26 protein-coding genes are annotated in these 24,202 nt (G+C 73.3%); 21 read left to right on the top strand and 5 right to left on the bottom strand.

What is annotated here, in order from left to right; all coding sequences use genetic code 11:
* Window positions 1-2: 2 nt before the first annotated feature.
* From AC07F3_RS36130 to AC07F3_RS36100, 7 genes are all read left to right on the top strand, one after another.
* On the top strand, window positions 3-371 hold the full coding sequence (locus AC07F3_RS36130) for a holo-ACP synthase (RefSeq protein WP_114037171.1): 369 nt from the start codon (window positions 3-5) through the stop codon (window positions 369-371).
* 478 nt (window positions 372-849) lie between these two features.
* Window positions 850-2,280, top strand: a complete 1,431-nt coding sequence (locus AC07F3_RS36125; RefSeq protein ID WP_479118969.1) for an NAD(P)H-hydrate dehydratase — start codon at window positions 850-852, stop codon at window positions 2,278-2,280.
* 126 nt (window positions 2,281-2,406) lie between these two features.
* Entirely contained in the window at window positions 2,407-3,417 is a 1,011-nt protein-coding gene (locus AC07F3_RS36120) for a L,D-transpeptidase family protein (RefSeq protein ID WP_479118968.1), read from the top strand.
* A 79-nt stretch (window positions 3,418-3,496) separates the two neighbouring features.
* Entirely contained in the window at window positions 3,497-4,645 is a 1,149-nt protein-coding gene (gene alr, locus AC07F3_RS36115; RefSeq protein WP_479119005.1) for an alanine racemase, read from the top strand.
* A 15-nt stretch (window positions 4,646-4,660) separates the two neighbouring features.
* Window positions 4,661-5,896: an alpha/beta fold hydrolase gene (locus AC07F3_RS36110; protein ID WP_479118967.1), complete on the top strand. Its 1,236-nt coding sequence runs from the start codon at window positions 4,661-4,663 to the stop codon at window positions 5,894-5,896.
* On the top strand, window positions 5,865-6,383 hold the full coding sequence (gene tsaE / locus AC07F3_RS36105; RefSeq protein WP_479118965.1) for a tRNA (adenosine(37)-N6)-threonylcarbamoyltransferase complex ATPase subunit type 1 TsaE: 519 nt from the start codon (window positions 5,865-5,867) through the stop codon (window positions 6,381-6,383). Before AC07F3_RS36110 ends, tsaE begins: the two co-directional genes overlap by 32 nt.
* Window positions 6,384-6,536: 153 nt before the next feature.
* A complete protein-coding gene (locus AC07F3_RS36100; protein WP_479118963.1) occupies window positions 6,537-6,713 on the top strand; it encodes a hypothetical protein in 177 nt (58 codons plus the stop codon).
* Window positions 6,714-6,808: 95 nt separating this feature from the next.
* On the opposite strand, the gene AC07F3_RS36095 is transcribed toward AC07F3_RS36100, so the two are convergent.
* Window positions 6,809-7,354 carry a hypothetical protein gene (locus tag AC07F3_RS36095; protein WP_479119003.1) on the bottom strand — a complete coding sequence of 182 codons (546 nt, stop codon included), beginning with the start codon at window positions 7,352-7,354 and terminating at the stop codon, window positions 6,809-6,811.
* A 145-nt stretch (window positions 7,355-7,499) separates the two neighbouring features.
* Between AC07F3_RS36095 and tsaB the strand changes: the two genes are divergently transcribed.
* The 11 genes from tsaB (at window position 7,500) to AC07F3_RS36040 (ending at window position 16,544) form a co-directional block, all read left to right on the top strand.
* Window positions 7,500-8,153 carry a tRNA (adenosine(37)-N6)-threonylcarbamoyltransferase complex dimerization subunit type 1 TsaB gene (tsaB, locus tag AC07F3_RS36090; protein WP_479118961.1) on the top strand — a complete coding sequence of 218 codons (654 nt, stop codon included), beginning with the start codon at window positions 7,500-7,502 and terminating at the stop codon, window positions 8,151-8,153.
* A gap of 74 nt (window positions 8,154-8,227) precedes the next feature.
* Window positions 8,228-8,701 carry a ribosomal protein S18-alanine N-acetyltransferase gene (gene rimI, locus AC07F3_RS36085; RefSeq protein WP_114037274.1) on the top strand — a complete coding sequence of 158 codons (474 nt, stop codon included), beginning with the start codon at window positions 8,228-8,230 and terminating at the stop codon, window positions 8,699-8,701.
* Entirely contained in the window at window positions 8,701-9,816 is a 1,116-nt protein-coding gene (tsaD, locus tag AC07F3_RS36080) for a tRNA (adenosine(37)-N6)-threonylcarbamoyltransferase complex transferase subunit TsaD (protein WP_479118959.1), read from the top strand. The genes rimI and tsaD overlap by 1 nt, the downstream gene beginning before the upstream one ends.
* A complete protein-coding gene (locus AC07F3_RS36075; protein ID WP_479118958.1) occupies window positions 9,813-10,064 on the top strand; it encodes a hypothetical protein in 252 nt (83 codons plus the stop codon). The genes tsaD and AC07F3_RS36075 overlap by 4 nt, the downstream gene beginning before the upstream one ends.
* Before the next feature lie 159 nt (window positions 10,065-10,223).
* Window positions 10,224-11,075, top strand: coding sequence for a polysaccharide deacetylase family protein (locus AC07F3_RS36070; protein WP_479118957.1), 852 nt, complete (start codon window positions 10,224-10,226; stop codon window positions 11,073-11,075).
* A gap of 230 nt (window positions 11,076-11,305) precedes the next feature.
* The gene (gene helR / locus AC07F3_RS36065; RefSeq protein WP_479118956.1) at window positions 11,306-13,504 is read left to right on the top strand and encodes an RNA polymerase recycling motor ATPase HelR; all 2,199 of its coding nucleotides are present in this window, start codon (window positions 11,306-11,308) and stop codon (window positions 13,502-13,504) included.
* 126 nt (window positions 13,505-13,630) lie between these two features.
* Window positions 13,631-13,987: a YciI family protein gene (locus AC07F3_RS36060; RefSeq protein WP_479118954.1), complete on the top strand. Its 357-nt coding sequence runs from the start codon at window positions 13,631-13,633 to the stop codon at window positions 13,985-13,987.
* A 202-nt stretch (window positions 13,988-14,189) separates the two neighbouring features.
* Window positions 14,190-14,666, top strand: coding sequence for a VOC family protein (locus tag AC07F3_RS36055; RefSeq protein WP_479118953.1), 477 nt, complete (start codon window positions 14,190-14,192; stop codon window positions 14,664-14,666).
* Window positions 14,667-14,786: 120 nt separating this feature from the next.
* Complete coding sequence (locus AC07F3_RS36050) at window positions 14,787-15,401, top strand: HD domain-containing protein (RefSeq protein WP_479118952.1); 615 nt, start codon at window positions 14,787-14,789, stop codon at window positions 15,399-15,401.
* A 91-nt stretch (window positions 15,402-15,492) separates the two neighbouring features.
* A complete protein-coding gene (locus tag AC07F3_RS36045; protein ID WP_479118951.1) occupies window positions 15,493-16,113 on the top strand; it encodes a hypothetical protein in 621 nt (206 codons plus the stop codon).
* A gap of 65 nt (window positions 16,114-16,178) precedes the next feature.
* Window positions 16,179-16,544, top strand: a complete 366-nt coding sequence (locus AC07F3_RS36040) for a hypothetical protein (RefSeq protein WP_479118950.1) — start codon at window positions 16,179-16,181, stop codon at window positions 16,542-16,544.
* Between the two features lie 601 nt (window positions 16,545-17,145).
* On the opposite strand, the gene AC07F3_RS36035 is transcribed toward AC07F3_RS36040, so the two are convergent.
* Window positions 17,146-18,438 (bottom strand): THUMP-like domain-containing protein, encoded by a 1,293-nt coding sequence (locus AC07F3_RS36035; RefSeq protein WP_479118949.1) that lies wholly within the window; start codon window positions 18,436-18,438, stop codon window positions 17,146-17,148.
* Here AC07F3_RS36035 and AC07F3_RS36030 point away from each other — a divergent pair.
* Window positions 18,437-19,342, top strand: a complete 906-nt coding sequence (locus tag AC07F3_RS36030) for a polysaccharide deacetylase family protein (RefSeq protein ID WP_479118948.1) — start codon at window positions 18,437-18,439, stop codon at window positions 19,340-19,342. The two genes, AC07F3_RS36035 and AC07F3_RS36030, sit on opposite strands and share 2 nt — an antisense overlap.
* A gap of 19 nt (window positions 19,343-19,361) precedes the next feature.
* The gene (locus tag AC07F3_RS36025; protein WP_479118947.1) at window positions 19,362-20,198 is read left to right on the top strand and encodes a polysaccharide deacetylase family protein; all 837 of its coding nucleotides are present in this window, start codon (window positions 19,362-19,364) and stop codon (window positions 20,196-20,198) included.
* A 23-nt stretch (window positions 20,199-20,221) separates the two neighbouring features.
* Here the strand turns inward: AC07F3_RS36025 and AC07F3_RS36020 are convergent, their stop codons facing one another.
* The 3 genes from AC07F3_RS36020 to AC07F3_RS36010 form a co-directional block, all read right to left on the bottom strand.
* Window positions 20,222-21,418, bottom strand: coding sequence for an LCP family protein (locus AC07F3_RS36020; RefSeq protein ID WP_479118945.1), 1,197 nt, complete (start codon window positions 21,416-21,418; stop codon window positions 20,222-20,224).
* Window positions 21,419-21,513: 95 nt separating this feature from the next.
* Window positions 21,514-22,872, bottom strand: coding sequence for a sensor histidine kinase (locus tag AC07F3_RS36015; protein WP_479118944.1), 1,359 nt, complete (start codon window positions 22,870-22,872; stop codon window positions 21,514-21,516).
* On the bottom strand, window positions 22,862-23,551 hold the full coding sequence (locus AC07F3_RS36010; protein ID WP_479118943.1) for a response regulator transcription factor: 690 nt from the start codon (window positions 23,549-23,551) through the stop codon (window positions 22,862-22,864). Before AC07F3_RS36010 ends, AC07F3_RS36015 begins: the two co-directional genes overlap by 11 nt.
* 234 nt (window positions 23,552-23,785) lie before the next feature.
* On the opposite strand from AC07F3_RS36010, the gene groES reads away from it, so the two are divergent.
* Window positions 23,786-24,094: a co-chaperone GroES gene (gene groES / locus AC07F3_RS36005; RefSeq protein WP_004955293.1), complete on the top strand. Its 309-nt coding sequence runs from the start codon at window positions 23,786-23,788 to the stop codon at window positions 24,092-24,094.
* Window positions 24,095-24,202 lie beyond the last annotated feature (108 nt).

Genomic DNA, 24,202 nt, shown 5'->3' with positions numbered 1-24,202 from the left:
GCGTGATCATCGGGGTCGGGATCGACGTGGCCGAGGTCGAGCGGTTCGGGGAGTCCATCGAGCGGACGCCCGCGATGCTGCGGCGGCTGTTCGTGGACAGCGAGCTGATACTCCCCGGCGGGGAGCGGCGCGGGGTCGCCTCGCTGGCGGTGCGGTTCGCCGCGAAGGAGGCGCTCGCGAAGGCGTTGGGGGCGCCGGCGGGGCTGCTGTGGACGGATGCGGAGGTGTACGTGGAGGAGAGTGGGCAGCCGCGGCTTCGGGTGCGGGGGTCTGTTGCCGCTCGGGCCGCCGAGCTCGGGGTTCGGCACTGGCATGTTTCGCTCAGCCATGATGCGGGGGTGGCGTCCGCGGTGGTCATCGCAGAGGGCTGAGCCTTTCCCCACCCCGCCCCTTCCCGAGACCCTCCGGGGGTTGAGGTGCGCTCCTGGGGCTCCGCCCCAGACCCCGTTCGCGCCTGAACGGCGCTCGTCCTCAAACGCCGGACGGGCTGAGGTTGCCCATGCCGGCCAGCACCGGTACTGCCAGGGGCGCGGGGAACTGCGCGAGCAACCACGCACGGTCCGCGGATGGAGGCGGGGGTGGGGCTGCCCCCGTTGGGGCGCGGTCGCCGCATGCCGCTAAGGGGCGCGGGGAACTGCGCGAGCAACCACGCACGGTCCGCGGGTGGAGGCGCGGGGGTGCGGGGCTGTCCCGTGTGGGTGGTTGCCGCATGCTGCCAGGGGCGCGGGGAACTGCGCGAGCAACCGAGCACGGTCTGCGCATGGAAGCGGGGTGCGGCCAACCCGGCACGGGCTGCGGTGGGGGCGGGTCGGGGTGTGGGGGGCTGGGGGGTGGGGGAGAGTGGGCGGCATGCGTACTGGCTATGACGTCGACACCGTCCGGGCCGCGGAGGCCGAGCTCATGGCTCGGGTCCCGCCCGGCACCCTCATGCAGCGCGCCGCCGCCGGCCTGGCCGCCGCCTGCGCGGACATGCTCGGCCGGGTCTACGGCACCAGAGTCGTCCTGCTCGTCGGCAGCGGCGACAACGGCGGTGACGCCCTGTACGCCGGGGCCCGTCTGGCCCGCCGCGGCGCGGGCGTCAGCGCGGTGCTGCTCGCCCCCGACCGCGCCCACCCCGAGGGGCTCGCCGCCCTCACCCGGGCCGGCGGCCGGGTCGCCGACGACCCGTACGAGGTGCTGGCCGTCGCCGACCTCGTACTCGACGGCATCACCGGCATCGGCGGCCGCGGCGGTCTGCGCCCCGACGCGGTGCCCGTGGCCCGCGCCGCCCGCGGCTCGAACGCGCTGGTCGTCGCCGTCGACCTGCCCAGCGGCGTGGACGCGGGCACCGGCACGGTGTCCGGCGAGGCGCTGCGGGCGGACGCCACGGTCACGTTCGGCGCGTACAAGCCGGGTCTGCTCATCGACCCGGCGCGCGCGTACGCGGGGGCCGTGCGGCTGGTCCCGATCGGCCTCGACCTCCCCTCCGTGCCGGCCGTCGAGGCCCTCCAGCACGCCGATGTGGCCGACCTGTTGCCCACCCCGGCCGCCGAGAGCGACAAGTACCGCAGGGGCGTCGTCGGGGTCGTGGCCGGGTCGGCCCGCTACCCCGGCGCGGCCGTCCTCGCGGTCGCCGGGGCGCTGCGCGGCGGCGCGGGCGCCGTGCGCTACGTCGGCCCCGGCGGCGACGCGGTGATCGCGCGCTTCCCCGAGACCCTGGTGTCGGACGGCTCGCCCGCCACGGCCGGGCGGGTGCAGGCCTGGGTGGTTGGCCCCGGGCTCGGCGACGGCCCGGGCGTCGAGGAGGTGCTCGCCTCGGACGTGCCGGTCCTGGTGGACGCGGACGGGCTGCGCGGGCTCGACCCCGACGCCGTACGGGCGCGCACGGCGGCCACCCTGCTGACCCCGCACGCGGGCGAGGCGGCCGCGCTGCTCGGCGTCCCGCGCGAGCGGGTCGAGGCCGAGCGGCTCGCCTCGGTGCGGGAGCTGGCCGCGCGCTACGGCGCCACCGTCCTCCTGAAGGGCTCGACCACCCTGGTCGCGGAGGCCGAGGGGCCGGTCCGGGTCAACCCGACCGGCACCCCCTGGCTGGCCACCGCGGGCAGCGGCGACGTCCTCTCCGGCCTCGCGGGCTCCCTGCTCGCCGGCGGCCTGCCCGCCCGGGACGCGGCGTCGGCGGCCGCCTACCTGCACGGCCTGGCCGGGCGGCACGCCGCCCAGGGCGCCCCCACGACGGCGTACGCGGTGGCCGAGGCGCTGCCGGGCGTCTGGCGCGACGTGGCGCACGCTTCCGCGGGGTGAGGAGGCCGCCTCCGCGGGACCCGCGCGCCGCCGCCGTGCCCGCGGGGGCGGTCCGCCGCCCGCTGCCGGGTGACATGTGCCGCGCGGCTTCCGCGACACGCCCGGAGCGCGGGGTTCGCTGGGCACATGAGCCAGGAACAAAAGCGTAAAAAACTTCAGAAATGGGGAGCCTGCGGGCTGGTGCTCGCGGCCGTCCTGACGCTCGGGGCCGCCGCGCCCGGCACCGGGGACCCGCTGCCCCCGCCGCCCGGCCGCCCCGTCGCACCGGCGCCTGCCGCCCCGCCCGCTCCGGGTGAGGCCGTCGACGACGGCGGCATCGCGCCCCCCTTCCCCGCGCCGGGCGGCGGCGTGCCCGAGGCCGCCGAGGTGCTCGTGCCGGGGGTCGTGACCGAGGGGCAGGCGGCTCCGCTGGACACCCCCGACCAGGTGCTGCCGCCCCTCGTCTACCAGCCCGGCGCCGCGGAGGACCGGCTCGAACCGGCCGCTGCGCCGGAGGGCGCGTACCGGCTCGTCGAGTACGTACCGCAGACCGAGGTCGCCGCGAAGCCGGGCAGTTGCACCGCCAAGACCGGGCCGTACCAGAAGCAGGTCGAGCGCTGGCTGGGGCTCAAGGCGGACGGCAGGCAGTCCGCATCGGACTGCGCGGCCATCCGCAAGTTCCAGCAGGCGCAGGGGATTTCGCCGGCCATCGGGTTCGCGGGGCCGGTCACCTGGTCCAGGATGCAGTTCCTGTCCGCGCGCAAGAACCCCAACGCCGCGCACCAGTGCCCGGTGAAGGCGCAGCGGGTCGCGTGCGTGGACCTGACGCGGCAGTTGATGTGGGTGCAGAGCGGCAAGAAGGTGACCTTCGGGCCGGTGCCCATCCGCAGCGGGCGGGCCTCCCTGCCCACCCGGGGCGGCTGGCACAAGGTCTACTGGCGGCACAAGAACCACTGGTCGACGATCTACCACCAGTCCATGCCGTACGCCCAGTTCTTCGACGGCGGGCAGGCCTTCCACGCGATCTACCACACCGTGTACACGTCGGTCGGCAGCCAGGGCTGTGTGAACCTCAGCCTGACGGACGCCCGCAAGCTGTGGGACGTCCTGCGCACCGGCGACGCCGTCTACGTGTGGGGACACCGCGACGGCACCTGAAACCGGCCGCGCGGGCGGTGTGTCCTGCGGCACAATCCGAGTCCTCGTGCGCTCTGAGAGACTGGGCGCGATGACCGCGATGACTCTTGACCCCGCCGAACGCGCCCGTGCCGAGATCGACCTGGGCGCGCTGCGCGCCAACGTGCGGACGCTGCGCGCCCGTTCGTCCGGCGCGCTGCTGATGGCCGTGGTGAAGGCGGACGCCTACGGGCACGGCGCGGTGCCGTGTGCCCGGGCGGCGCGCCAGGCGGGCGCCGCCTGGCTCGGCACCGCCACCCCGCAGGAGGCGCTGGCCCTGCGCGCGGCCGGCGACCGGGGCCGCATGATGTGCTGGCTGTGGACGCCGGGCGGGCCCTGGCGGGAGGCGATCGAGGCGGACATCGACGTCTCGGTCAGCGGCATGTGGGCGCTGCGGGAGGTCACCGACGCCGCCCGCGCCGCCGGACGCACGGCCAGGATCCAGCTCAAGGCCGACACGGGCCTCGGCCGCAACGGCTGCCAGCCCGCCGACTGGCCGGAGCTGGTGCACGCGACGCTCGCCACTCCCGAGGTGAACGTCACCGGCCTGTGGTCGCACCTGGCCTGCGCCGACGAGCCGGGCCACCCCTCGATCGCCGCCCAGCTCTCGGTGTTCCAGGAGATGACCGCGTTTGCCCGGAAGGCGGGCGCCGAGCCGGAGGTGCGGCACATCGCCAACTCCCCGGCCACGCTCACCCTCCCCGAGGCCCACTACGACCTCGTCCGCACCGGCATCGCGATGTACGGCATCTCCCCGGCGCCGGAGCTCGGCACCTCGCGCGAGCTCGGCCTGCGGCCGGTCATGACGCTGTCCGCGTCGGTCGCGCTCACCAAGCAGGTCCCGGCGGGTCACGGCGTCAGTTACGGGCATCACTACGTCACCGAGCGCGAGACCACGCTCGGTCTCGTGCCGCTCGGGTACGCGGACGGCATCCCGCGGCACGCCTCGGGGCGCGGTCCGGTTCTGGTGGGCGGGAAAGTACGTACCGCGGCGGGCCGCATTGCCATGGATCAGTTCGTGGTCGACCTTGAGGGGGACAGGGTCGAACCGGGCGACCGGGCCGTGCTGTTCGGACCGGGCGACCACGGGGAGCCCACGGCCGAGGACTGGGCGCGGGCGGCCGACACCATCGGCTACGAGATCGTGACGCGCATCGGTTCACGGGTGCCCCGCGTCTACGTGAATGAGTGTTCCGACGACGACGAGTAAGAGCGGAGCGGCACGGTGAGCGAGAGCAGCACGGGGGACGCCGTCGTATCCGCGGTCCAGGATGCCCAGTCGGCGGTGGGGAACTGGCGCCTCGCCGGGATCGCGGGGGCCGCGATAGGCGTGGTCGCGGCGGGCGCGGCGGCCGGGGTCGCGATAGAGCGGCTGACGGTCGGGCGCGGGATGCGCAGGAAGGCGCGGCTCGCGCTCGACGCGTCCGGGCCCTACGGGTCGCTGCGCGGCATGCCGGGCAAGGCGGTCGCCGACGACGGCACCGTCCTGTACTACGAGAGCGACGAGGTCGAGCCGGAGGCGGGCGCCAACGGCTCGCGCAAGCGACGGCTCTTCGGCCGCAAGGTCCCGGCCCCGGTCACCGTGGTGTTCTCGCACGGCTACTGCCTCAGCCAGGACTCCTGGCACTTCCAGCGGGCGGCCCTGCGCGGGGTGCTGCGCACGGTGCACTGGGACCAGCGCAGCCACGGCCGCTCCGACCGTGGCAAGGCCCAGCGCGACGGCGTGCCGGTCGACATCGACCAGCTCGGCCGCGACCTGAAGGCCGTCATCGACGCGGCCGCCCCCGAGGGCCCGCTCGTCCTGGTCGGCCACTCCATGGGCGGCATGACGATCATGGCTCTGGCCGACCAGTTCCCCGAGCTCATCCGGGACCGCGTGGTCGGCGTCGCCTTCGTCGGCACGTCCTCGGGCAAGCTCGGCGAGGTCAACTACGGGCTGCCGGTGGCCGGGGTCAACGCGGTGCGCCGGGTGCTGCCGGGCGTGCTCAAGGCGCTGGGCTCGCAGGCCGAGCTGGTGGAGCGGGGGCGGCGGGCGACGGCCGACCTGTTCGCGGGCATGATCAAGCGCTACTCGTTCTCCTCCAAGGACGTCGACCCGGCGGTCGCCCGCTTCGCCGAGCGGATGATCGAGGGCACTCCGATCGACGTGGTCGCGGAGTTCTACCCGGCCTTCTCCGAGCACGACAAGACGGCGGCCCTGGCGATCTTCGCGGAGGTCCCCGTCCTGGTCCTGGCCGGCGACCGCGACCTGGTCACGCCCAGCTCGCACAGCGAGGCCATCGCCGATCTGCTGCCCGACGCGGAGCTGGTCATCGTGCCGGACGGCGGGCACCTGGTGATGCTGGAGCACCCCGAGACGGTCACCGACCGCCTCGCGGACCTCCTGGCCCGGGTCGGGGCGGTGCCGCAGGCCGCTAACGTTGGGACGTATGGAAGCACCGCACAGCAGCCCGGCCGCTGACGCCGGCACCCGCCTGACCCTCAACTCCCCTTCCGAAATGCAGGAGTTGGGGCGCCGCATCGCCAAACTGCTCCGCCCCGGCGACCTCGTCATGCTCACCGGGGAGCTCGGCGCCGGAAAGACGACCCTCACCCGCGGGCTCGGCGAGGGCCTCGGCGTGCGCGGCGCCGTCACCTCGCCCACCTTCGTCATCGCCCGGGTCCACCCCTCGCTGGTCGGCGGGCCCGCGCTGGTGCACGTGGACGCGTACCGGCTCGGCGGCGGGCTCGACGAGATGGAGGACCTCGACCTCGACGTGTCGCTGCCCGAGTCCGTGGTGGTCGTCGAGTGGGGCGAGGGCAAGGTCGAGGACCTGTCCGAGGACCGGCTCCAGGTGCTGATCGACCGCGCCGCGGGCGGGGTCGACACCGATTCCGACGACCGCAGGATCGTCACGATCACCGGAATCGGGCCGCGCTGGGCCGGTGCCGGGGTCGAGGGACTCTGAGGCGGAACCCGGGCGGGGCTTGAGCGAGCCGTACGTTCCGACAAGACGTCGGCAAAATGTTGCGCGGGTCGCACCAGGCGTGGTCACATGGAGTCAGAGACCTGGTTAGGTCTACCTAACCGCGCCTTCTCCCCGCAGCCTCAGGAGGCCGCCATGACCGTGCCGGAACGCGAAGCGAAGCCGCAGGCCCCGCGGGGCGTCCCGGTGCCGCTCGGGGTGTCGATACACGATCTGCTCGCCTCGTGCGCCGCGGCCAGCGCCGTGTCGACCCCGCCGCGCGAGAGCGCCCCGGCCGCCGACGAGGGTGACGCGCGCCAGGACGCCGCGTAGTCCTGTCGGGTGTCGGCCGGGGCAGGGGCGCAGTCCCGCGCGGGCGGGACGCGGGTGACGAACGGGGCGGCGGTGGCACGCCGCACGAACAAGCCCTACGGGACGACGACGACCTTCGAGTTGCGGGTGGCGAACGTCCACATCGCGTCGCCGTCCGCCCGCGTCATGCGGATGCCGCCGGTCTTCTTGTCCCCCTTGGGACCCGCCATCGAGCCGTTGACCGCCGCGCTGAAGCCGATCGCCACGTTCTCGCTGCTGGCGAACCGCACCACGTGCTCGACGGCCACCCCGTCCGAACCGGTCACGTTGCCCGAGCGGGACATCACGAAGTACGTGCCGGGCTTGGGGCTGATCGAGGACGGCACGACCGCGAAGGTCCGCGGCGTCTTCGTCACGCCCGCCAGCCACACCCGCTTCGCGCCGAGCGCGTACACGACCCGCACGCCGGTGCCGGAGTTCGCCGGCACCGTGAGGTCGGGCTTGGAGGCGGGGGAGCCGGCGGGCGGCGCGTTCGACGGCTTCGCGGACGGGGACGCGCTGGTGCCGGGGGCCGCGAGCGCACCGGCCGGGGGCGCGCTCGCCGAGGCCTGGTAGGCGAGGAAGCCGACCACCGCGAGAGCGGCCGCGGTGAGCCCGGCCACGAATCCCGTGCTGCTCCTTGCCACCTGGGCTTCCCCTTTCGTACGTACGTGCATGTCTACGGTCATACCTGCGGCTGACGGTAGCAGCAGGTGACGGCTCGGGCTGGACGCCGTGCCCCCGCCGCCTTGGTCGTAGGCTGTTCGCGTGCTCTTGCTCGCCGTTGATACCGCCACCCCCGCCGTCACCGTCGCCCTGCACGACGGCACCGCCGTCGTCGCCGAGTCGAGTCAGGTCGACGCCCGCAGGCACGGGGAGCTGCTGCTGCCCGCCGTCGACCGGGTGCTCGCCGAGGCCGGCCTGACCCTCGAAGCCGTGACGGACCTGGTCGTCGGCGTCGGCCCCGGCCCGTACACCGGGCTGCGGGTCGGGCTGGTGACCGCCGCGACCTTCGGCTCGGTGCTCGGCGTCCCCGTCCACGGCCTGTGCACCCTGGACGGGCTCGCCCACGCCTCGGGCATCGAGGGCCCCTTCGCGGTCGCCACGGACGCCCGCCGCAAGGAGGTCTACTGGGCCCGCTACGACGACTTCCGGACGCGCTCGGGCGAGCCCGCCGTCGACCGGCCCGCCGACATCGCGGACCAGCTGGCCGGGCTGCCCGTCGTCGGTGCGGGCGCCCTGCTCTACCCGGAGGCGTTCCCCGAGGCGCGCGGCCCCGAGTACCAGTCGGCGGGCGCGCTCGCGGCGCTGGCCGCGCACAAGCTCGCCGAGGGCTCGGAGTTCCTGCCGCCGACGCCGCTGTACCTGCGCCGCCCGGACGCGCAGGTGCCCAAGAACTACAAGGTGGTCACCCCCCAGTGACCTCCCGCCCCGCGCCCGGCCCCGGCCCCTCGGTGACACCGTCCGGCGGCGACCTCTCTCCGTCGCTGCGCGAGATGCGCTGGTGGGACATCGCGCCGGTGCTCGACCTCGAACACGAGCTGTTCCCCGAGGACGCCTGGTCGCCGGGGATGTTCTGGTCCGAGCTCGCCCACGCCCGCGGACCCGGCGCCACCCGCCACTACGTGGTCGCCGAGGACGCGCGGGGACGGATCGTGGGCTACGCCGGGCTCGCCGCGGCGGGCGGGCTCGCCGACGTCCAGACCATCGCCGCCGCCCGCGACCAGTGGGGCACCGGGCTCGGCGCCCGCCTCCTGACCGACCTGCTCAAGCACGCCACCGCCTTCGAGTGCGACGAGGTCCTGCTCGAAGTGCGCGTGGACAACACCCGGGCCCAGAAGCTCTACGAGCGCTTCGGCTTCGAGCCCATCGGCTTCCGGCGCGGCTACTACCAGCCGGGCAACGTCGACGCGCTCGTGATGCGACTGACCGTCCAGGAACACGTCCAAGGAACAGAAGAGACTGACTGATGGCTGACGAACCGCTCGTACTGGGCATCGAGACCTCCTGCGACGAGACCGGCGTCGGCATCGTGCGCGGTACGACGCTGCTCGCCGATGCCGTGGCCTCCTCCGTGGACACGCACGCCCGGTTCGGCGGCGTGGTCCCCGAGATCGCCTCGCGGGCGCACCTGGAGGCGATGGTGCCGACCATCGAGCGCGCCCTGAAGACCGCCGGCATCTCGGCGAAGGACCTCGACGGCATCGCCGTCACCGCCGGACCCGGCCTCGCGGGCGCGCTGCTCGTCGGCGTCTCGGCGGCCAAGGCGTACGCGTACGCCCTGAACAAGCCGCTGTACGGGGTCAACCACCTCGCCTCGCACATCTGCGTCGACCAGTTGGAGCACGGGCCGCTGCCCGAGCCGACGATGGCGCTGCTGGTCTCGGGCGGCCACTCCTCGCTGCTGCTCGCCCCCGACATCACCGCCGACGTCCGCCCCATGGGCGCCACCATCGACGACGCGGCGGGCGAGGCCTTCGACAAGATCGCCCGGGTGCTCGACCTCGGCTTCCCCGGCGGCCCGGTCATCGACCGGCTCGCCCGGGAGGGCGACCCGAACGCCATCGCGTTCCCGCGCGGCCTGACCGGCTCGCGCGACCCGGCGTACGACTTCTCCTTCTCCGGCCTGAAGACCGCCGTGGCCCGCTGGATCGAGGCCAAGCGCAAGGCGGGCGAGGAGGTGCTGGTGCGCGACGTCGCCGCGTCGTTCCAGGAGGCCGTGGTGGACGTCCTGACCCGCAAGGCCGTACGGGCCTGCAAGGACGAGGGCGTCGACCACCTGATGATCGGCGGCGGGGTCGCCGCCAACTCCCGGCTGCGGGCGCTCGCCCAGGAGCGCTGCGAGCGGGCCGGAATCCGGCTGCGGGTGCCGCGGCCCGGCCTGTGCACCGACAACGGCGCGATGGTCGCGGCCCTCGGCGCCGAGATGGTGGCCAGGAACCGGCCCTCCTCCGACCTGGAGCTCTCGGCGGACTCCTCGCTGCCGGTGACCGAGCCGCACGTACCGGGCGAGGCGCACTCCCACTCCCACACGCACGACCACGACCACGTGCACGAGGTCAGCAAGAAGAACCTGTACTCATGACCGTCGCGCTGATGTGGGAGGCCCGGGCCGCCGAGGGCCGCGGCGCCGAACTGCTCGCCTGGGTGCGGGAGCGGCCGCTGGACGGTGCGCCGCTGCGCCGCGAGGTCCTGCGCGCGCCCGGCGAGAGGGTCCTCGTCATCACCTGGTGGGACGCGCCCTACGACGCGGAACTGCCCGAACTCCCCGAGCCCGACGGGGAGTTGGTGGCCCGGCCGGTGCACCGCTGGCGCTTCGAGTCGGTCGGCTGACGCCCCTCGCCCCTTCCCCCGAGCGGGTCGCTCCGGTCGGGGGACCCGGCCACCCCCGGCGCGACGCGTGTCGTCGTCTGATCGTTCAAGGCAACCTTGTGACCGTTTTTGGCATCAAGCTATGAGCAGGTGATGGCCGAAACGGACGGGTAATTGAACATGGGCTGGCTCGTGCGCAAGAAGGCGGTCGGTGCGGCCGCCCTCGGACTTCTGCTGGTCGCGGGCTGTTCGTCGGGCGGTGGCTCGGGCAGCACGCCGTCCGCGGCCACCCCGTCCGGCAAGGACGGCGGCACGTCCTCGTCGGCGTCACCGGGCACCGACACCGCGGGGGCCGAGGCCGCGTACCGCAAGTGGGGGCTCAAGCCCTTCGCGGCGCCGCCCGCCCCGCCGGCCGAGAAGCCGGTGAAGGCGAAGCCGGGCGAGGTGCCGGTGGTGAGCGACATCCCCACCAAGGAGAAGATCGTCTTCGTGACGTTCGACGACGGGGCCGAGAAGGACCCCAAGTTCGTCGAGATGATGAAGGACCTGAAGATCCCCTTCACGATGTTCCTGACCGACGACATCATCCGCAACGACTACGGCTACTTCAAGCCGTTGCAGGACCTCGGCAACGCGATCGAGAACCACACGCTCTCGCACCCGAACATGCGCACCCTGGGCGAGGCCGCGCAGAAGAACGAGATATGCACCCAGGAGCAGAAGCTGGGCAAGGAGTACGGAAAGGCGCCCCGGCTCTTCAGGCCGCCGTACGGCAACTGGAACGAGAACACGCGGACGGCCGCCAAGTCCTGCGACCTCCAGGCGATCGTGCTGTGGCGCGAATCGATGCAGATCACGAACATGCAGTACCAGCGCGGTGACAAGAAGCTGCACCCGGGCGACATCATCCTGGCGCACTTCCGCGGCCCCAAGGAGCTCAAGGGCACCTCCATGACGGAGATGACCGCGAACATGCTGCGCCACATCCAGGAGCAGGGCTTCACCGTGGCCCGCCTGGAGGACTACGTCTAGGACGACGAGGACGGGCCCGGCCCGCACCCCGGCGAAAGGGGCGCGGGCCGAAACGAAGGCCCGGACAGGAAAAGAGGACAAAAAAAGAGGGCAAGGAGTAAATCCTCTCCTTGCCACTCTCAAGATATAGCGCACTGGGGGGCTTGCGGCAAGGCCCCCCTCATGCCGCAGAATCGCTCGCCTCAGGCCAGTACCTGCGGAAATGGGAGATTCACGAAGTGCGTGCTCAGTTGTCGGATTCTGAATTCCGCGGTGCCACCGCCAGCGCCTTCGACCTGCCCGACCGTCTTTCCTCCAAGGCCGACCCGGCGCTCGTCGGGGAGGACGAGCGGCACTTCGCCGCCGTCGCGCGGAGCCTCGACCAGACGATCGTCGAGCTGTCCGGCCGGCTCGACGAACTGCGCCGGTCGCCCGGCGGCATCGGCCGCGCGGCGATGGACCGGGACATCGAGGTCCACCAGCTGACCGGCCGTCTGCGCACCCTGCGCCGCTTCGGCCTCGACCTGTGCCTCGGCCGCATGGTGGGCGCGGACGGCTCCGAGCCCCTGTACGTCGGACGCCTCGGCCTCACCGACAGCGAGGGCCGTCGGCTGCTGCTCGACTGGCGTTCCCCCGCGGCCGAGCCGTTCTTCGCGGCGACCCACGCCGAGCCGATGGGCCTCGCGAGCCGCCGCCGGTACCGCTGGACCCGCGGCCGGATCAGCGACTACTGGGACGAGGTGTTCAGCGCCGACGGGCTCGAAGGACATGCCGCGCTCGACGACCAGTCGGCCTTCATCGCGAGCCTGGGCACCAACCGCTCGGCCCGGATGCGCGACGTGCTCTCCACCATCCAGGCCGACCAGGACGCCATCATCCGGGCGGGATCGCGCGGCGCCCTGGTCGTGGACGGCGGCCCCGGCACCGGCAAGACCGTCGTCGCCCTGCACCGCTCCGCCTACCTGCTCTACTCCGACCCGCGCCTCGGCCACCGCCGCGGCGGCGTCCTCTTCGTCGGCCCGCACCGGCCCTACCTCGACTACGTGGCCGACGTCCTGCCCAGCCTCGGCGAGGAGGGCGTGCGGACCTGCGTGCTGCGGGACCTCGTGGCCGAGGGCGCGTCGGCCGCAGAGGAGAGCGACCCCGAGGTGGCCCGCCTGAAGGCGTCCGCGGACATGGTGAGGGCCGTCGAGACCGCCGTCCGCTTCTACGAGGAGCCGCCCACCGAGCCGATGACCGTCACCACGCCCTGGTCCGACCTCCGGATCGGCGCCGACGACTGGGCCGAGGCGTTCGCGGCGCCCGGGCCGGGCACCCCGCACAACGAGGGCCGCGAGCAGGTCTGGGAGGCGCTCGTCGCGATCCTGCTCGACCGGCACGACGGCGACGAGGTGACGCCCGAGGAGTTCCGCCGGGTGCTGCTCCAGGACCGGGAACTGGTCGACACCGTCAACGGCGCGTGGCCGCTCCTCGAAGCGGCCGACCTCGTCGGCGACCTGTGGTCGGTGCCCGCCTATCTCCGGCTGTGCGCGCCCTGGCTCGGCCGCGACGACGTACGCCGACTGCGACGCGCGGACGCGTGGGCCTGGACCGTGTCCGACCTGCCGCTCCTGGACGCCGCCCGGCAGCGGCTCGGCGACCCGGAGACGGAACGGCGCAGGCGGCGGCACGACGCGGTGGTCGCCGCCGAGCGCGCCCGCATGGCCGGCGTCATCGACGAGATCGTCTCGGCCGCGAACTTCGACTCGGCCGGCGACGACTCCGAGGGCGCCGTGCGGATGCTGCGCGGCAAGGACCTCCAGGACACCCTGATCGACGAGAGCGCCCTGCCCACCGCCGAACCGGACCTGCTGGCCGGTCCGTTCGCGCACGTCGTCGTGGACGAGGCCCAGGAGCTGACGGACGCTGAGTGGCAGATGCTGCTGATCCGCTGCCCGTCGAAGAGCTTCACCATCGTCGGGGACCGCGCCCAGGCCCGGCACGGCTTCACCGAGTCGTGGCGCGAACGCCTGGAGCGGATCGGCCTCGACCGCGGTGACGTGGCCTCCCTGAGCATCAACTACCGCACGCCGCAAGAGGTGATGACCCGGGCCGAGCCGGTGATCCGGGCCGTGCTGCCGGACGCCAACGTGCCGACCTCGATCCGCAGCAGCGGCGTCCCGGTGGGCCACGGGTCCGTCGCGGAGCTCGACGCGGTCCTGGAGGGCTGGCTCGCCGGGCACACGGACGGGATCGCCTGCGTCATCGGCGCCGGAGACCCGGGAGCGAGCCGGTTCCTGGACACCGCCCGCGTGCGGTGGCTGACCCCGGAGCTGTCGAAGGGGCTCGAATTCGATCTGGTCGTCCTCGTCGACCCGGAGGGCTTCGGGGACGGCGTCGAGGGGGCGGTCGACCGCTACGTCGCGATGACCCGGGCGACCCAGGAGCTGGTGATCCTCACGAGCTCCTGAGGGCGCCGCAAAAAAATCCCGGAGGATTTCGCGGGTGGTGTCGATCGGGCCGTCTCCCGTTCGACGTATGAGTGAGAGGCGGGGAACGAGCCCCGCACCGCACGCATCGCACGAACGGAGACGGTCATGCCGCGCTACCTTTCCCTGGTCCGCATCGACGAGAACAACACCCCCGCGGGCGGCCCGAGCCCCGAGCTCATGGAGCGGATGGGCGAGCTCATCGGCGAGATGACCAAGGCCGGGGTCCTGCTCGACACCGCGGGCCTCACGCCCTCCGCCCAGGGCACCCGGGTCCGCTGGAACCACGGCGAGCTGACCGTCACCGACGGCCCGTTCACCGAGTCCAAGGAGGTCATCGGCGGCTACGCCCTGATCCAGGCCAAGGACAAGGCGGAGGCCCTGGAGTGGACCCAGCGGTTCCTGCGCATCCACGGCGCCGAGTGGGACGTCACCTCGGAGGTGCGGGAGATCGCCGAGGGCTAGGACGCCCGCCGGACGCGGCCGGGGCCCCGGCTCCGGCCGCCCGGCACGTGTTGCCGCCCGCCGCGCGCGGTGCTCTGCTGGAACGGCCGGGCCGCGAGCAGGCGGCATCAGGGGCCCGTACGGCGATGAGTTCCGTCCGCGGGTCCGGTCTACCTGTTGATGCCGCCCGCAGGGGGCCAGGCAACGGCAAGGAGGCCGACCGATGTCCGCGAAGATCACCCAGAAGATCACCCCCTTCCTCTGGTTCGACACCCAGGCCGAGGAAGCCGCCCAGCACTACGTCTCCGTCTTCGGCGGCGACTCGCGCATCGTGGGCATCACCCACTACGCCGCGTCGGCCCCCGGCGAGACCGGCTCCGTCATGACCGTCGACTTCGAGCTCGCGGGCCAGCGCCTCACCGCCCTCAACGGCGGCCCGCAGTTCTCCTTCACGGAGGCGCTCTCGCTCGCGGTGTCCTGCGAGGACCAGGAGGAGATCGACCGGTTCTGGTCGCGGCTGAGTGAGGGCGGCGAGGAGGGACCGTGCGGCTGGCTGAAGGACAAGTACGGCCTCTCCTGGCAGATCGTCCCCGCCGAACTGCCCGAACTGCTCGGCCAGGACGCGGAGAAGTCCGACCGCGTCATGGCGGCCGTCATGGGCATGAAGAAGCTCGACCTCCAGACCCTGCGGGACGCGTGAGGCGACGCCCGCGCGGCGGGAGCGGGCCCCACTGATGGTCCGCCCCTCTCCAGGCCCCGTGCCACCTGCGGTTTAGGCTCAGGGAGCCGCGGGTGACGGGCCCGGGCGGGGAGGGGAGTCATGACCGGGTTCAGCACGTCGATCGCCGGAGTGGACATGCCGCGCGGCCGGGCCTGCGAGGCCGCGCGGGAGGTGTGCGCGGAGTACGCGGACCAGGCGCTGTTCCACCACTCGGTACGGTCCTACGTCTTCGGCGCCGCCTCCGCGCAACAGCGCGGACTCTCCTTCGACGCCGAGCTGTTGTACGTCTCGGCGCTGCTGCACGACCTCGCGCTCACCCCGCCCTTCGACAGCCACACGCTGCCCTTCGAGGAGGCCGGCGGCCATCTCGCCCGGGTGTTCACGGCCGGGTTCGGCTGGGCCACGCCGCGGCGGGACCGGGCGGCCGAGATCATCGTGCTGCACATGCGGGACGACGTGTCGGCGGAGCAGGACGTGGAGAGCCACCTCCTCCAGATCGGCACCACCGCCGACGTCTCCGGCGGCGGACTCGACGCGTTCGACGCGGGCCTCTCGGGCGAACTCCTGCGCGCCTGCCCGAGGTTGGGTTTCGGTGCGGCCTTCGTCGGGCTCTTCCGGGACCAGGCGGTGCGCAAGCCGGACTGTGCGGCCGCCGGTCTGGTGGCGCGCGGACTGCCGGAGCTCGTCGCGGCCAACCCCCTCGAACGCCCCTGACGTCCCCCGGGGGCCCGTTACCGGCCAACTGTTGTGCACATGACTCAGGGCGGGCTCCTGTCCGTGCGGCGCCCCCGATAATCTCTGGCGCATGTCGCCCCGTTCGTCGCTGCCCCCTTCTCCGCCCCCGGCCGAGATACGGGCCTGGCCCGACCGCAACGCGCTGCTCGCCGACCGCGCGAGGGTCCTTGAGGCCCTGGTCAGAGGGTATTTGGGGGTGGGGCGGCTCGGGCTGCACTGGCTGTGCGCGGCGCTGTTCGCGCTCGGCTGGTCGCTGGTCGGTACGGCGCTCACCTCGCTGACCGACGTCCTGACCGCGATCGTCGGCGGGGTGTTCCTGCTGCTCGGCCTCGGCGTGATGATCCCCACCGGGCTCGCCATCGGGTCCGGGCTGCGCAAGGACCGGCGCATCCGCCAACTCCTGCACCAGTGGGGAGAGTTGGACCGTGATCCGGTGCTCGACCGGAACCTGCGCAGGCCCGGCCTGAGCCTGGCCTGGCTGCTTCCCTCGGTGCTGCTGTGCGCGGCGGGGCTCGGTGTCTGCCTGGTGCTGCCCGCGACCGCCGACCCGGGCCGCGACACGTACGCGCTGGTCGTCTACGGCATGGGGCTCGGCCTCATCTGCTGGCTGACCGGGCTGGTGGGGGTAGTGAAGGCGGCGGCGCACCGGCGCTGGGTACTGCGGTCCCTGGCGCCGGGAGCACCGCGCTGACCTCGGGCCTATTCTGGGAGCTGCCGCGCGCGGCGCGGTGACATCCCGGGGGAAGGACGGTCGCTATGGCCTGGTACTGGTGGATTCTGATCGTTTTCTGGATGGGCGGCTTCGGCTGGGCCATCGACAACGGCCGCACCGCGCTGCGTACGCGGCACGAGCGCAGGATGGAGCGTCTGGAGGCGGCCCGGCAGGAACGGCTCGCGGTGGAGGCCGCGCACAAGCCCCCGGAGCCGGTGTGCGGGTGCACGCACCACTTGGCCAAGCATGACAAGGCGGGGAAGTGTCATGAGCGGGTTGAGGTTCCGGTCGCCTGGGACGAGAACAAGAAGCCGCTGCGGTTCGAGTCTGCGCAGTGCAACTGCCAGCAGTATGTGGGGCCTCAGCCCCTCTCCCAGGTCTACGCGGACGAACTGACGGACCTCACCTGACCCTTGCGGGGCCGGCCTGTGCGGAGCCCTGCGCCCGTGCGGGGCGCGTGCGGAGCCCCGTGCCCGTGCGGGGCCGCGTGCCCGGGTCCGCTTTCGGCCTGCGACCGTGCGTGCCCGCTCGCGCAGTTCCCCGCGCCCCTTGACCCCGCTTCGATCTGCGGACCGTGCCCGCTTCTCGCGCAGTTCCCCGCGCCCCTTGACCCCGCCTCGGCCTGCGGGCCGTGCCCGCTTCTCGCGCAGTTCCCCGCGCCCCTAGCAGGGTCGTGCTGGTCTGCGTGGGCATCTTTAGCCCGTCCGGCGTTTGAGGACGAGCGCCGTTCAGGCGCGATCGGGGTTCGGGGCGGAGCCCCGGGTGGTTTGCTGCGGGCCGTGTCTGCTTGCTCGCGCAGTTCCCCGCGCCCCTTAGCGGGACGGTGCTGGTCTGCATGGGCATCTTTAGCCCGTCCGGCGTTTGAGGGCGAGCGCCGTTTAGGCGCGATTGGGGTCTGGGGCGGAGCCCCAGGGGTTCTGCGGGCCGTGTGTGGCCGCTTGCGCAGTTCCTCGCGCTCCTGGCGGGGTCCCTGCCTCGGGGCGTGAACGGGGGGCGGAGCCCCGTCGGGGGTTACGCGGGGTGGCCGATGAGCATGGTGGGGGCGCCGGCCACCCTGGTCAGGAAGACCGTCGCCGAGTGCGACCCCCGCGGCTTCACCTTGCGGCGAACCTCCTCCGGCTCCACGGCGGACCCGCGCTTCTTCACCGTCAGCACCCCCACCTCCCGCTCCCGCAGCAACGCCTTCAACTTCTTCATGTTGAACGGGAGTTGGTCGGTGATCTCGTACGCCGAGGTGTACGGGGACACGTACGGCTCGTCACTCGTCACGTACGCGATCGTCTCGTCGATCAGACGCCCCCCGCACCGCTCGGCGATCTCGGCGACGAGGTGGGCCCGGATGACCGCGCCGTCCGGCTCGTACAGATAGCGGCCGACCGGCCCGACCGGCGGCGCGGGGAGCGGGGCCGCGGTCCACAGCGCGGCGGCCGCGGGCAGCACGGTGGCGCGGAAGGCGCCCGGGGTCACGCCGGTGCCGAACCAGAGCACGGCTTCCTTGACGTCGCCCCCGTCGGAGATCCACTCCGCCTCGGCCTGCGGCGGGATCGCCTCGTGCGGGACGCCGGGGGCGATCTTCAGCGCGGCGAAGGGCGCGGCGAGCGCCGCCGAGGTCGCCCAGGAGAGCGGGGGCGAGTACGCCTCCGGGTCGAAGATCCGGCCCCGGCCCCCGCGCCGGGCGGGGTCCACGAAGACCGCGTCGTACCCGGCCGTGTCGATCTCGGTGACGTCGGCGCAGCGCACCTCGATCAGGTCCGCGAGGCCGAGCGCCGCCGCGTTGGCGCGGGCGACCGCCGCCGTCAGCGGGTCGCGGTCGACGGCGAGGACGGAGATCCCGGCCCGGGCGAGGGCCAGCGCGTCGCCGCCGATGCCGCAGCACAGGTCGGCCACGCTGCGTACGCCGTGCGCGGCGAAGGTCTGCGCGCGGTGGGTGGCGACCGAGGTGCGGGTGGACTGCTCGACGCCGTTGGGCGTGAAGAACATCCGGTGCGCGTCGGCCGGGCCGAACTTCGCCACCGCCCGCTGCCGCAGCCGCGCCTGCCCGAGCGCCGCCGACACCAGCCCCGCCTCGTGTTCGCGGCGCAGCCGGGTGGCGACCGCCAGCTCCTGGGCGGGGTCGTACTCCCGCAGGGAGGCGAGCAGGGCGCGGCCCTCGTCGGTGAGCAGCAGGGAGAAGGTGTCGAGGTCGTTCACCCCGTCATTGTCGTCCAGCCGCCGCCGCGCTGTGGGCCAGGCGGGCGATGGTGCGCCCGCGGCGGCGGTGTCGGCCGGGCGGCGGGGCCCGGGCCTGACAGGATGCGGCGCCATGCAACTAGTACGACAAAAGGGTAAATCCCGGACGAAGGTCGCCTGTGTCGCCCTCGGGCTCGGCGCCGCCCTGCTCGTCTCCGGCTGCTCCTCCGAGGACGGCGGGTCCGGCAGACCCGGCGCCCAGGCCGCCCAGCAGGGCCCCGCCGGAGCCCTCACCGGCTACTCCGAGCAGCTCAAGCGCGCCGAGGCCGCCCGGCTCGCGGCCGTCAAGAAGTGGGGGCTCGCCAAGCCGCCGCTGCTCGCGCCCGCCCCGCCCGCGGTCAAGCCGCACATCACCAACCGCCCCGGGTTCGAGACGGACGGGGGAGACTCGCTGCCGCCCGTCTTCACCACCGTCCCCACCAAGGACCGCATCGTCTTCCTGACGATCGACGACGGCGCCGAGAAGGACCCCACCTTCCTGAAGATGATGCAGGAACTGCGCATCCCCTACAGCGCGTTCCTCAGCGACTACCTGGTCAAGAACGACCACGAGTACTTCAAGAAGATGCAGGGCCTCGGGGTCACGCTCAACAACCACACCCTCAACCACCGCTACATGCCCGCGCTCTCCTACGACGAGCAGCGGCACGAGATCTGCGACCAGCAGGACAAGATCGGGCAGTGGGCGGGCGCCCGGCCCCGGCTGTTCCGGCCGCCGTACGGCAACTACAACGAGGACACCCTCAAGGCCGCCCAGTCCTGCGGCATCAAGGCCGCCCCGCTGTGGGCGGAGGAGGCCTTCACCGACCACATGGAGTGGCGCGAGTGGGACCGCGATCTGCACCCCGGCGACATCATCCTCACCCACTTCCGCGGCCGCGAGGACTGGAACGGCACCATGCCCGACATGGTCCGCCAGGTGATGAAGGTGATCACCGACAAGGGGTACGCCGTGGCGCGTCTCGAGGACTACGTGTGACCGTGCCAGGGGAGCCGCGGTGAAGCGCGCGCACCGGCTCCGGGCCGCTCTGGCCGGGCTGCTCGCCGCCGGTGCGCTGCTGGGCCCGCTGGCCGGCTGCACGGAGCCGACCGCCCCCGTCGACCCGTTCCAGCGGCTCGGGCGCAAGGCCGCGCAGAAGGTCGTGCCGCGGGCCGGCCCCGACGCCCGGGCCGCCGCCGCCCGGCGCTGGGGCCTGGCCGCGCCGTTCACGCCCGCCCCGCGCCCGACCGGCGCCCGGCCCGCGCTGCCCTTCGTCGTCGACCGCGTCCCGGTCCGCTCCGACGTGGTCTTCCTGACCTTCGACGGGGGGCCGGGCGCCGACCCCGACTTCCCCCGCATGGTCCGCGACCTCAGGCTGCCGATCGCCCTGTTCCTCACCGACAGCGTGTCCGCGCCCGGCTACGACCGCGTCGACGCGCTGCGCGCGCTGGGCGCCGGGGTGCACAACCACACCCTGCACCACCCCGACCTGCGCACCCTGGGCCACCCGGCGCAACGCGCGGAGATCTGCGGCCAGCGGGACCGGCTCGCCGCCCGGTTCGGCACCCGCCCGCACCTGTTCCGGCCGCCGTACGGTGCCTACGACGCGACCACCCTGCGCGTCGCGCGCGAGTGCGGGGTCACGGCGGTCGTGCTGGCCCGCGCCACGATGACGGCCGACGGCCTGCGGTACGCCGAGGGAGCCCACCGGCTGCGGCCCGGCGACATCGTGCGGGCCCACCTGCCGGGCCCCGGCGCGGGCGGGGAGGCGGGCGCGACCCGGCTGACCGCGCGGATCCTCGACGAGATCGAGGCCCAGGGTTTCACGGTGGGCCGCCTGGAGGACTACCTCTGAGCACACCGGAGCGCCTGGCCCGGTCAGTTCACGCACGGGATGCCGCCGCCGTCGATGGCCGCACCGCCCGGCTCGGGTGCCTTGCTCCTCGGCCCCGGCCCCGGCGAGCCCTGGGGCGCGGCGGGCGGGGTGGAGCGCACCGGCGCGATGCCTTCGGCGACCAGCCGCTTGATCGTCGCGGGGTCGACGATGTTGACGTCCTCGCCCCGGTGCTTGGCGAACCGCTCGATCGGCAGGGTCGTGAACTCCACGTTCCCGCCCGAGAGGTTCTTGGCCTGCTTGACGAAGGACAGCAGGTCCCAGCCCTTGTCGGTGACGAGGTCCTGCTTGGCCGTGTTCATCAGGTTCAGCAGCCGGACCGGGTCGGTGAAGGTGCCCGCCGAGTCGAGCTTGTGCGTCGCCGAGGCGAGGAAGGCCTGCTGGCGGCGCGTACGGTCCAGGTCGCCGCCGGGGAGCCCGTGCCGCTGCCGTACGAACGCCAGTGACTGCTGCCCGTCGAGGGTCTGCTTCCCGGCCGGGAAGTCGGCCCCCGAGTACCGGTCCTTCACCGGCTTCTTCAGACAGACCGTCACCCCGTCCAGGGCGTCGGCCAGGTGGTAGAACCCGGCGAGGTTGATCTCGGCGAAGTGGTCGATCGGCACGCCGAGGAAGGCGCGCACGGTCTCGATCTCGGCCCGGCGTCCCGCCTCGCGGCCCGCCGTCTCCAGCTTCCGCCGGTCGGTGACGCCCTGGGCCGCCAGCTTCTCCTCGGTACGGGCCTTCTCCAGGCCGTACGCCTTCTTGATCTTGTCCTGGCCGTGGCCCGGGATGTCGACGAGGTCGTCGCGGGGCACGGAGAACGCCTTCGCCCTGCCGCCGCCGGCCGGCACGTGCAGCAGTATCAGGGTGTTGGTGTTGTAGCCCCCGATGTCGCCGCTGCCCGCGTGCAGTTTGTCGAGCACCTCCGGCGGCAGGTCCTCGCCGTTCTGGTCCTTGCGGCTGTCCAGGCCCATCAGCAGGATGTTGGTGTCCCCGCCCACCGACTTGGGCGCGTCGTCGCCGAGCGCGTGCGAGGTGCCGATGCTCCCGGCCAGATCGCGGTAGAGGTACCAGCCGCCGGCCAGCGCGCACAGCACCAGGACGAGGGCGGCGACGGCGAACGCGCGCACCAGGCGCACCGGGCCGGAGCGCTTCCTGCGGCGGCTGGTCCTTCGGCTGCGGCTCATTCGACGGTGGCTCACGCCGACCGATGCTGGGCCCATGGCGCTGAAGGAATCCTGAGAGTCCTGAAGACGCCTTCAGAACCCGTACGCCCGCACCCGTGGACCGCGCCGCCTCAGAACCGCCCCGGCAGGCGCACCGTGAACGTCGCGCCCGGACCCGCCCCGGCCGACAGTTCACCGCCGTGCGCCCGCGCGATCTCCCGGGCGATGGCGAGCCCGAGCCCGGTGCCGCCGCTCTCCCGGGCGCGGGCGGTGTCCAGGCGGACGAAGCGCTCGAAGATCCGGGACCGGTCGGCGGCCGGGACGCCGGGGCCGTCGTCGCCGACGACGAGGACCGCGTCGGGGCCTTCGCGGGCGGCCCGCACCCGTACCGCCGTACGGGCATGGCGCACCGCGTTGTCGACGAGGTTGGCCAGCATCCGCTCCAGCTGCGCCGGGTCGCCGCGCACCGGCACGGGAGCGTCGGCCAGCAGCTCCACCGGGACCCGGGCGCCACGGCGGCGGGCGGTGTCCTCGGCCGCCAGCAGCGCCAGGTCGACCGGCTCGGCCAGGGGCTGCGGGTGGGCGTCGAGGCGGGCCAGGAGCAGGAGGTCGGCGGCGATCCGCTGGAGCCGCTCGGTGTCGTCGAGCGCGGCCCGCACCGAGGCCGAGTCCGGTGCGGCGAGGGCGACTTCGAGCCGCGAGCGGACCGCGGCGATGGGGTTGCGCAGCTCGTGCGAGGCGTCGGCGACGAACTCGCGCTGGCGGACGTGGGCCGCTTCGAGCCGGTCCAGGGTGGCGTTCACGGTCCGGGCGAGCAGCGCGATCTCGTCGGCGCCGCCGGGGTCGGGCACCCGGCGGTCCAGCTCGCGGGAACTGACCTCGGCGAGCTCGGTGCGGATCGAGGTCACCGGGCGCAGCGCCAGCCCGGTGCCGGCCCAGGCGATGGCCGCGGCGAGCGCGATCAGCGGCGGGGCACTGGCGAGCAGGGCCCAGGCGATGGCGCCGGTCGCGTCGTCCACGTCGCTGAGCACGGTCATCCCGTACACATAGCTCGCGGGGCCGCCCGGCAGCTGGGCGCGTACGACGACGGCGACCTCGTGGCGGCCCTGGTCGTTCAGGGTCCGGGACGCCGAGTCCTGGCTTTCGGGCGGCCGGAATCCGGCCAGCTCCTCCGGGGCGGCGGCGGTCTCCTGGCTCGCCGCGGTCACCCGGCCCCGCTCGTCCAGGACCATGATCAGGTCGACGCCGCCGTCCGGCGGCGGAAGCAGCTCGCGTGCGGTGCCCGCGTCGACCTGGGCGGCGACCTTGCGGGCGGCCAGTTCGGTGCGGCCCGTGGTGTTGTCGAGGAGGTTGGAGCGCAGCACGATGTAGAGCCAGATCCCGCCCGCGGCGAGCAGCAGCGCCATCGCGAGGGCGGCGGCCGCGGCGACCTTCCCGCGCACGGTCCGGGGCAGCGGCCGCCGGGCCCAGCGCGGCGGTTCAGCCGCCATCGGGGGCCATCCGGTAGCCCACTCCGTGCACGGTCAGGATCGAGCGGCGGCCGAACGGAGAGTCGATCTTCTTCCTGAGCGACGAGACGTAGACCTCGACGATGTTCGGGTCGATCCCGCCGTCGGGGCCCGCCGCGCTGTCCCAGACCTCGTCGAGGATGTGCTGCTTGGCGACGGCCCGGCCCGGCTCGGCCATCAGGCAGGCCAGCACGGCCACTTCGCGCGCGGTCAGCTCGATCTCGCGCCCGCCGCGCCGGCAGCGCCGGGCCGCCGGGTCGAGGGTGAGGTCGCCCGCCTGGAGCGGGCCCGGGCGCGCGGCTCCCGTCCGGCGGCCCAGCGCCCGGAGCCGGGCGAGCAGCACCACGAACGAGAACGGCTTGGTCAGGTAGTCGTCGGCCCCCGAGTCGAGGCCGTCGGCCTCGTCGTACTCGCCGTCCTTGGCGGTCAGTATCAGGACCGGCGTCAGGTCGTCGAGCCGTCGCATGCGGCGGCAGATCTCATAACCGCTGAGCCCCGGCAGCATCAGGTCGAGCACGATCGCGTCGTATCCGCCGGTGAGCGCGAGGTCGAGGCCGCGGTGGCCGTCGTGGGCGACGTCGACCCAGTGCCCCTCGGCGGAGATGCCCCGACGCAGCGAGTCGGCGAGCCCGGTTTCGTCCTCGACGACCAGAATGCGCATGCCGTCCAGGGTCACACAGGCGGGCCCGGGCCCCGCCGGCGTCCGCCGCGGCGGTGGCAGATTGGCACTCCGCTTGACCGAGTGCTAATCGCCGTCCTAGTCTCGCTTCTGGCACTCCCCACCGGAGAGTGCCAACACAGCGACGGGCAGGTCCGGCACCCGCGACGACGGATCCACCTGGTCGCCACCCCAGACAGTTAACCCCGTGAGATCTCCGAAGGGGGAGACCGGATCGTGACGACCGCCAGCTCCAAGGTTGCCATCAAGCCGCTCGAGGACCGCATTGTGGTCCAGCCGCTCGACGCCGAGCAGACCACGGCCTCGGGCCTGGTCATTCCGGACACCGCGAAGGAGAAGCCCCAGGAGGGCGCCGTCCTCGCCGTGGGTCCGGGCCGCTTCGAGAACGGCGAGCGCCTGCCGCTCGACGTCAAGGTCGGCGATGTCGTGCTGTACAGCAAGTACGGCGGCACCGAGGTGAAGTACAACGGCGACGAGTACCTCGTCCTCTCGGCTCGCGACGTGCTCGCGATCATCGAGAAGTAATTCACCGAAGCAATTCATCGAAGTACTTCTTCGAAGCGAAACGCTTTGAGAGCTGCGCCCCTGGTCACCCCGCTGATTGCCGGGCGGCGAGGGGCGCAGTGTCATTAA

Source organism: Streptomyces sp. NPDC045846 (assembly GCF_056431605.1).
This window is presented reverse-complemented; position numbering and strand designations above follow the sequence as displayed.